The organism is Candidatus Methylomirabilota bacterium (genome assembly GCA_035936835.1).
Classification (GTDB): domain Bacteria; phylum Methylomirabilota; class Methylomirabilia; order Rokubacteriales; family CSP1-6; genus AR37.
In genome coordinates, this window is the sequence record DASYVT010000124.1 from 1 (window position 1) to 8111 (window position 8111).

The window sequence follows — 8111 nt, forward strand, 5'->3', positions numbered from 1 at the left end:
AGAAGATCGGCGAGGTCGAGGTCTTCGTGGACGCGGGCGTGGCGGACGACATCCTGCTGACCTTCAACATCCTCGGCCGCGCCAAGACCGACCGCCTGATGGCGCTCATCAAGCGGGCGCCCGCGCTGACAGTGGTCCTCGACAATGACGTGGTGGCGAAGGAGCTCAGCGAGGCGGGCGTCCGCCACGGACTCGACGTGCGCTTCCTGGTCGAGTGCGACACGGGCTTCGGACGCACGGGCGTCCAGACTCCCGAGGCCGCGTTCGACCTGGCGCGCCTGGTCGCGCGCCTGCCCAAGATGCAGTTCCGCGGCCTCATGACCTTTCCCAACCGCGAGCCCACGACGCGCGAGTTCTTCGAGCGCGCCCTCGGCCTCTTCAAGGGCGCGGGCATTCCGGTGCCCGTGGTCTCGGGCGGCGGGACACCAGGCATCTTCACGGCGCAGAACTTTCCCATGCTGACCGAGCACCGCGCGGGCACCTGCGTCTTCAACGACGCCATGGTCGTCTCGTCGGGGACGGCGACGTGGGACAACTGCGCCATGCGCGTGCGCGCCACGGTCGTGAGCCGGCCCACCGACGGGCGCGCCATCCTGGACGCCGGCACGAAGGTGCTGACCTCCGACCAGTACGGCCAGAAGGGCTTCGGGCACGTCATGGAGTACCCGGAGGCCGTGGTCGCCAATCTCTCGGAGGAGCACGGCATCGTGGATCTCTCGGCCTGCGCCGAGCGCCCGAAGGTGGGCGAGATCGTCCACGTCGTGCCGAACCACTGCTGCGTCGTCAGCAACATGGTGGACGAGCTGTACGGCGTCCGCGGCGCGACGGTCGAGGTCGTCTGGCCGGTCGCCGCGCGCGGCCGCGTGCGCTAGGCCTACCATGACCGCGCGAGGGGCCGACCTGGTCGTCGGCGCGCTCGCCGGAGCGGGCGTCCGCCACCTCTTCTCGCTCTCCGGCAACCAGATCCTCTCCGTCTACGACGCCACCATCGGCCGCGACATCCGCATCATCCACACGCGGCACGAGGCCGCCGCCGTGCACATGGCGGACGCCTGGGGGCGGCTCGGCGAAGAGCCCGGCGTCGCGCTGGTGACGGCGGGGCCGGGCCACATGAACGCGCTGTCTGCCCTCTACGGCGCGCTGATGGCGGAATCGCCCGTCGTGCTGCTGAGCGGACACGCGCCCGCCGCGCAGGCGGGCCGCGGCGCTTTCCAGGAAATCAACCAGGCCGGCGCCGCGGCGCCGGTCACCAAGGCCTCGTGGGTCGCCAAGGACGCGGCGAGGCTCGGCGAGGACATCTCGCTCGCGCTCGAGCTGGCGCGGAACGGCCGGCCCGGTCCCGTGCACGTGAGCCTGCCCGGCGATCTGCTCGACGCGACGGTGGGAGACGAGGGCGCCGCCGGCTTCGCCGCCGGGCCGCGCGGCTCGATGTCAGCCGCGGAGGCCGATCTGCGCCGCGTCCTCGAGCTGCTTGAGAGGGCGCGCCGGCCGCTCATCCTGATCGGGCCCGCAATGGCGAGACCCGCCCGCCGCGCCGCCGTCGACCTGCTCGCCTCAGCGACCGGCATCCCGGCGCTCCCGATTGAGAGCCCACGCGGCGTCAACGACCCGTGGCTTCACATGGCGACCGGCTGTCTCGGCCGGGCCGATCTCGTCCTGCTCCTCGGCAAGAAGCTTGATTTCGCCGTGCGCTTCGGGGGCGCGCCGCCCTTCGACCCCGCGTGCCGTTTCGTCCAGGCGGACTGGGACGCCGAAGCGCTCGACCGGAGCGGGCGCGTCAGCTTCGGGCTGGTCACCGATCCGGCGCTTCTCGCTGGGGAGCTGACCGCGATCCCGGCTCTCGCGGGCAGCTGGCGGGCCTGGGGAGACGAAGTTGCCTCAGCGCGAACGTCTGTGCCCGCGGAGTGGGACGGCCTTCGCCGGTCGTCACGGACGCCCATGCATCCGCTGCGCGTCTGCGCGGCGATCCAGCCGCTGCTCGACCGCGGCGCCGTCCTCGTCGCCGACGGCGGCGAGTTCGGCCAGTGGATCCAGGCCGGGTGCGAGGCCGGGACGCGCCTGATCAACGGTCTCTCGGGCTCGATCGGCAGCGCGCTTCCGCTGGCGCTCGGCGCCCGGCTCCGCCATCCCGACCGGCCCGTGATCGCGGCGCTCGGCGACGGCACCTTCGGCTTCCACGCTTTCGAGCTCGACACCGCCCTGCGCGCAGGGCTGCCCATCGTGGCCGTGGTGGGCAACGACGCGCGCTGGAACGCCGAGCACCAGCTGCAGCTCCAGCACTACGGCGCCGCGCGCGCGGTGGCGTGCGAGCTCAATCCGTCCCGCTACGATCTCGTGGCCTCAGCGCTGGGCGGGTACGGCGAGCACGTGGAGCGCCCGGAGGACCTCGGGCCCGCCCTCGATCGGGCGCTCGCCTCGGGGCTGCCCGCCTGCGTCAACGTGATGATCGACGGCGTCGCGGCGCCGACCTACCGCGCGGCGTCGGCGCCCTCTCACTGAGCGGCGCGCTAGAGGCTGATTCTCCGCCTGGCCATCGCCCGGTCCCACTTGGTCTCGTAAGCGTCGTCGAAGACGATGGCGTCGTCGGTCGGCACGACGATCCAGTAGCCCGCCTCCATCTCGGCCTCGAGCTGTCCCGGCGCCCAGCCGGCGTAGCCCAGCGTGAAGCGGGTGCGGCGCGGGCCCTTGCCCTCGGCGATGGACTTGAGAATGGACGACTCGGAGGTGATCGCGACGCCGTTGCCGACCTTGTCCGTGTCGGGCCCCGCGTAGTCGTCGGTGTGCAGGACGAAGATGCGCGTCGCCTCCACGGGGCCGCCCACGTGGAGCCTGACCGATCCCTTGGCGCCTGCGCTCGGCAGGCCGGACTGCTTGAGAAGGACCGCCATGGGCACCTCCCCCAGCTGACGGTTGACGATGAGTCCCATGGCGCCGGTCCGGGCGTCGTGGCGGACCATGTAGATGACCGTCCGGGCGAAGGTCGGGCCCTCGAGCTCGGACGTGGCCACGAGGAGCTGGCCGCCAAGACGCGCGTTCTGCGCCTGGGTGCTGGCCGGCTCCGCGGCCAAGAGCGCGGCGCCCAGCACGACGGCCGCGGCGACTGCCGCGGGTAGCAAAGCCCGCGCGAGGAACACGTCTCTCACCTCCGTCCCGGAAGTTGAATTCGTGGCACAGTATAGACGATGCCCTGGCCCGTCGGGCTCCGCGCGTTCCGCCACCGCGATTTCCGCCTCTTCTGGTCCGGTCAGCTCGTCTCCCTCGTCGGCACCTGGATGCAGAGCGTGGGGCAGGTCTGGATCGTGCTCGAGCTGACGGGCTCGCCGTTCAAGCTGGGCGTGATCAGCGCGCTGCAGTTCGGCCCGATGCTGTTCTTTTCCCTCCTCGCGGGCGCGCTCGCCGACCGCGTCCGCAAGCGGCGCCTCCTCCTGCTGACGCAGGGCGCGCTCATGCTCCAGGCCCTGGCCCTGGCCGCACTCGACTGGACGGGGCAGATCCAGTTCTGGCACGTCGCCGTGCTGGCCGCGGTCTACGGCATCGCCAACACGCTCGACCTGCCGGCCCGGCAGTCCTTCGTCGGGGAGCTCGTGGGCAAGGGCGATCTCATGAACGCCATCGCGCTCAACGCCATCGTCTTCAACGGCGCGCGCGTCGTGGGCCCCGCCGTCGCGGGCCTGCTCATCGCGCGGTACGGCGTCGCGCCGGCCTTCCTCCTGAACGGGTTGAGCTTCCTCGGGGTGCTGGTGGCCCTTGCCGCCATCCGCAACGAGGGGGCGCCGCGTCCCCGCGCGGCTGCCACGCTGGGCCAGGAGATCCTCCAGGGCGTGCGGTATGCTGCCGGCACGCCGCTCATCGGGCTCATCTTGGGTCTCCTCCTCGTCGTGAGCCTCTTCGTCCTCAACTTCAACGTCCTTGTGCCGCTCGTGGCCCGCGACGTGTTGCACGAGGGCGCGCGCGGCTTCGGCCTCCTCATGGCTTCACTCGGCCTCGGCGCGGTGGCGGGGGCGCTCGCCCTGGCCGCGATGACCCGAGCACGACCGCCGCTCGCCCTCATCGTCGCGGCGGCCCTCGTGACCGCGACAGGGCTGCTCGGCCTGGGAGCGGTCCGGCACTTCTGGGTCGCGGCAGCGGCGCTGGCCGTCATGGGTTTCGCCCAGATCTTCTTCATGGCGAGCTGCAACACCACGGTGCAGGTGACCGCGCCCGATCATCTCCGGGGGCGGGTGATGAGCCTCTACGCGCTGGTCTTCGTAGGCGCGCACCCCTTCGGCGCGCTGCTCGCGGGCGGGGTGGCGGAGAAGTGGGGCGTAGGCGCGGCGTGTCTCTGGGGCGGCGGCATGGGGCTCTGCCTCGTGCTGGCGCTCGCCCTCCTCTGGCGGCGGCGCCATCGGGTATAATCCACCCCCCGGGGGAATCCACGGGAATCCACGTCCCCAGCGGGAGCCAACGTACAATGACCACAGAAACCACGCTGACATCCGACACGACCCCGGTGCGGGAAACGCACCGCTTCGACCTTGGCGCGCTCGAGCGCTATCTCGCCGGGCGCATCCCGGGCTTCGCGGGGCCGCTGACCGTCAGCCAGTTCCAGGGCGGCCAGTCCAACCCGACGTACCGGCTCTCCGCCGCCGGCCACGAGTACGTGCTCAGGCGCAAGCCGCCGGGCAAGCTCCTGCCGTCGGCGCACGCCGTGGACCGCGAGTACCGCATCCTGACGACGCTCGGGCGCACCGACGTGCCCGTGCCGAAGACCTACGTGCTGTGCGAGGACCCCGAGGTCATCGGCACGGTTTTCTACGTCATGGACTGGGTCGAGGGACGCATCATGGTCGACCCGCTCGTGCCGGGGTGCACGCCGGCCGAGCGCGCGGCGATTTACGATTCGATGAACGACGTCATGGCGCGGCTCCACCGGCAGGATTTCAAGGCGCTGGGCCTCGAAAACTTCGGCAAGCCGGGCAGCTACTTCACGCGGCAGTTCCACCGCTGGACGCAGCAGTACCGCGCATCTGAGACGGAGCGCATCGAGGCGATGGAGCTACTTATGGCGTGGCTGCCCGAGCACATCCCGGCCGATGACGAGACGACGGTCGTCCACGGCGATTTCCGCCTGGGCAACCTCATCGTCCATCCGCGCGAGCCGCGCGTGGTTGCCGTCCTCGATTGGGAGCTGGCGACGCTCGGCCACCCGCTGGCCGATCTCGCGTACAACGCCATGCCCTATCACCTGAAGCCTGATATCTTAGGCGGCGTTCTCGGCCAGGACCTGCGCGCGCTCGGCATCCCGACGGAGGAGGAGTACCTCGCCGCCTACTGCCGCCGCACGGGGCGGACGAGCATCCCGGACTGGAGTTTTTACGTCGCCTTCTCGATGTTCAGGCTCTCCGCCATCGCGCAGGGGATCATGGGGCGGGTGCTGGCGGGCACGGCCAACGACGCCAACGCGCGCGCGCGCGGCGAGCGGGCGCGCCCGATGGCCGAGGCCGGCTGGGCAATTGTCGAAGCTCGGGCGCCCCAGGACGGCACGCGATGATCGAGAAGCGGCCATTCGGACGGACGGGTCACCAGAGCACGGTGACGCTCTTCGGCGCAGCCGCGCTGGCCCGGGCCGGCCAGGCGGACGCGGATCGCACGCTCGAGGTCCTGCTGCGGTACGGCGTCAACCACATCGACACCGCCGCTCGGTACGGGGACTCCGAGCTCCGCATCGGCCCGTGGATGGCGCGTCACCGGAAGGACTTCTTCCTCGCGACCAAGACCGGGTCGCGAACCGGCCCGGAGGCCCGGGAGGACATCCACCGCTCGCTCGACCGGCTGCGCGTCGATCACGTCGATCTGATCCAGCTCCATTCGCTTGGGCATCCGGACGACTGGGACCAGGCGATGGGACCCGAGGGCGCGCTCGAGGCGGCGGTCGAGGCGCGCCAGCAGGGCCTGGTGCGCTTCATCGGCGTCACAGGCCACGGTTGGACCATCGCCGCCATGCACCGGCGGAGCCTCGCGCGCTTCGACTTCGACTCCGTGCTCTTGCCGTTCAACTTCCTCTTCGCCCAGAACGAGCGCTACCGGAACACTTTCGACGAGGTGCTCGCCACCTGCCGCGAGCGCAACGTGGCGGTGCAGATCATCAAGTCGATCGCGCGCGGGCCGTGGGCCACCACGGACCGGACGCACACCACCTGGTATCAGCCGCTCGAGGCGCAGGAGGACATCGACCGGGCAGTCCACTGGATCCTCGGCCTGCCGGGTATTTTCATCAACACGGTTGGAGACCTCGCACTGCTTCCCCGGGTCCTGGATGCCGCGAGCCGCTTCGAGCGCCGTCCGCCGGACGCGGAGATGGAGGCCATGCTCGGCTCGACCCGGATGACGTCCCTGTTCGGCCTCCCCGCCTGACGGGGAGCAGCCTCGGCTCGGACGCGCTGCTCGGCGTTCCGCTCATGTCTTCTCGCTCCGCAAACGCTACTGCGTGATCACACCCTGTCCCGCGAAGAAGAGGGGAGCGAGCGCGTGGCGCTGCTGTCCGAGCTCTTCGTCCGCCGCGCCACCATTGAACACGCCGGCCTCGGTGGGGACGTAGCGAGGACCTTCTCCAGGTCCCCCGTACAGCGGACGACGATCCCCATCTTCTGTTGCTCATGGACCCGCGATCCCGGCTCGGCCGTGCCGACGAGCGCAGTCAGGATCTCGTTCTTGTCCTTGCCTTCGACATATCCCGGCATCGCTCGTGACCTCCTTGATTCAGCCGAACGTTTGACATGAGCGGCGGGACCCAGCTTGCTGGGGCACGTCCGCTCGATGGAAGGGTTAGGCGGCACTTTGCGGGTACCAGTGAACTTCGCTATCACTGCTTCAGCTGCCACCGTTGCGGCTCAAGGCATTGAAAGAGCTCAATCAAAAGATCATCGGGGCCGGCGGTCATTACGTACCTAAACTTCGGTTGCTCCCGAATTGCGGTGCGAAACTTATGCCCGTTTGCCTTCATTCTGGCAACAAGTTCATTGAGATCGTCAGTCTCGATCCCGACATGATGCATTGCGCCTCCAGGTTGCGCCTTCGGGGGTTGCTCGTAGACGTGAACGAACGCGTTCCCGAGCCGAAGCCGTACTGTGCGTACCCCCGCGGCCTCTTCATCCCAGACCATCGCGGCGTTAAACATCTTCTGGAAGAACTCGACGGTAACCGAGAGGTTTGTCGAGAAGACGTGTATGTGGTCAAGACCTACGCGCATGATGTTCCGAACCTCCGAGGCAATCCTTGTGACGCACCGAGAACGCTGACGCCTAACGCCCGCAACTCCAGTGCCAAGTTAGGTCTGCCTCAGGTGGGTGACACTCACCGTGCCCACCGCTCCCATTGCCCTCGGCCCGACACGCCGCGCAGAGTCCCCGCACGATTTCAGAGAATGGCATACACGATGTACCCGACCCCCGTTGGTGTGCGTGTGCCCACCCCAACCGTCACGATCCGATTCAACCACCCATACTTCTCTGACCCTGTCTCGAAGACCGGGGTGGTCCGGAAGTAGTATTCTGCGGGGTCAACGGCTTCGCCTCGGAGTAAGCGCTGGAAGACCGCGGGCGAGATATCGGCGATGCCGCGGTAGGACACGTAGATCAGGTGGCCATCGTCGGTACGGAGCGTAGCCCGGACATCAAGTTGGCGCACACCGTCGGGGCGGATGAGGAGCCAATCTCCTCCCCCAGGGAGTACCTCCCCCTTGAGCCTTGGTCCAGCAAAGCTCCCACCCGTGACAGAGATAATCCGCCGGTTGCCATAGGGTGTGGTCCCTATATCCTGCGGCTCTTCCAGGTCTGCGCTCATCTCGCACAGCAACTCGGTTTTCAGGTCTCCCATGGTGCGCTCCTTGTTTTTGGTCCATTTGCTTCAGGACTCTGGCGAGTCCTTTCATGTCCACCTTAGAGATGCGACCTAACGTCGCGCATCAGCCGCAGCCGCAGGCCGTCGGCTGGATGCCGGAGTTAGGGTTCGCGCGGGGTACGGTCCGGGGACATGGGTGACAGTTTAGTCCAGGGACATGGGTGACAGTTCGCTAACACTGAGGCACCCCGGGAGGTGCCCAGATGCCGTGGAACGAGGTGTCACCCATGGAC

The 8111-nt window shown here is 68.9% G+C and carries 8 protein-coding genes; 5 read left to right on the forward strand and 3 right to left on the reverse strand.

The annotated features are described in order from the left end of the window. A partial coding sequence (locus VGV06_10530) for an alanine racemase (protein ID HEV2055592.1) occupies window positions 1–872 on the forward strand: 872 nt, incomplete at its 5' end. Window positions 873–879: 7 nt separating this feature from the next. Next, on the forward strand, window positions 880–2499 hold the full coding sequence (locus tag VGV06_10535) for a thiamine pyrophosphate-binding protein (protein HEV2055593.1): 1620 nt from the start codon (window positions 880–882) through the stop codon (window positions 2497–2499). An 8-nt stretch (window positions 2500–2507) separates the two neighbouring features. Here VGV06_10535 and VGV06_10540 read toward each other — a convergent pair whose 3' ends face one another. Continuing rightward, window positions 2508–3134, reverse strand: coding sequence for a YqgE/AlgH family protein (locus VGV06_10540; GenBank protein ID HEV2055594.1), 627 nt, complete (start codon window positions 3132–3134; stop codon window positions 2508–2510). A 48-nt stretch (window positions 3135–3182) separates the two neighbouring features. On the opposite strand from VGV06_10540, the gene VGV06_10545 reads away from it, so the two are divergent. The 3 genes from VGV06_10545 to VGV06_10555 are packed head-to-tail and all read left to right on the forward strand — an operon-like array spanning window position 3183 to window position 6393. Further along, window positions 3183–4394 (forward strand): MFS transporter, encoded by a 1212-nt coding sequence (locus VGV06_10545; GenBank protein HEV2055595.1) that lies wholly within the window; start codon window positions 3183–3185, stop codon window positions 4392–4394. A gap of 56 nt (window positions 4395–4450) precedes the next feature. After that, window positions 4451–5530, forward strand: a complete 1080-nt coding sequence (locus tag VGV06_10550; GenBank protein ID HEV2055596.1) for a phosphotransferase — start codon at window positions 4451–4453, stop codon at window positions 5528–5530. Continuing rightward, the gene (locus tag VGV06_10555; protein ID HEV2055597.1) at window positions 5527–6393 is read left to right on the forward strand and encodes an aldo/keto reductase; all 867 of its coding nucleotides are present in this window, start codon (window positions 5527–5529) and stop codon (window positions 6391–6393) included. Before VGV06_10550 ends, VGV06_10555 begins: the two co-directional genes overlap by 4 nt. A 448-nt stretch (window positions 6394–6841) precedes the next feature. Here the strand turns inward: VGV06_10555 and VGV06_10560 are convergent, their stop codons facing one another. After that, window positions 6842–7228: a VOC family protein gene (locus VGV06_10560; protein ID HEV2055598.1), complete on the reverse strand. Its 387-nt coding sequence runs from the start codon at window positions 7226–7228 to the stop codon at window positions 6842–6844. Window positions 7229–7395: 167 nt separating this feature from the next. Further along, window positions 7396–7854, reverse strand: coding sequence for a DUF3237 domain-containing protein (locus VGV06_10565; GenBank protein HEV2055599.1), 459 nt, complete (start codon window positions 7852–7854; stop codon window positions 7396–7398). Window positions 7855–8111: the final 257 nt, after the last annotated feature.

Bases quoted from the DNA above. Each gene is read 5' to 3' on its own strand.
- VGV06_10555 (HEV2055597.1), top strand. From the start codon at position 5,527: ATGATCGAGAAGCGGCCATTCGGACGGACGGGTCACCAGAGCACGGTG.
- VGV06_10545 (HEV2055595.1), top strand. From the start codon at position 3,183: ATGCCCTGGCCCGTCGGGCTCCGCGCGTTCCGCCACCGCGATTTCCGC.
- VGV06_10550 (HEV2055596.1), top strand. From the start codon at position 4,451: ATGACCACAGAAACCACGCTGACATCCGACACGACCCCGGTGCGGGAA.
- VGV06_10535 (HEV2055593.1), top strand. From the start codon at position 880: ATGACCGCGCGAGGGGCCGACCTGGTCGTCGGCGCGCTCGCCGGAGCG.
- VGV06_10565 (HEV2055599.1), bottom strand. From the start codon at position 7,854: ATGGGAGACCTGAAAACCGAGTTGCTGTGCGAGATGAGCGCAGACCTG.
- VGV06_10560 (HEV2055598.1), bottom strand. From the start codon at position 7,228: ATGCGCGTAGGTCTTGACCACATACACGTCTTCTCGACAAACCTCTCG.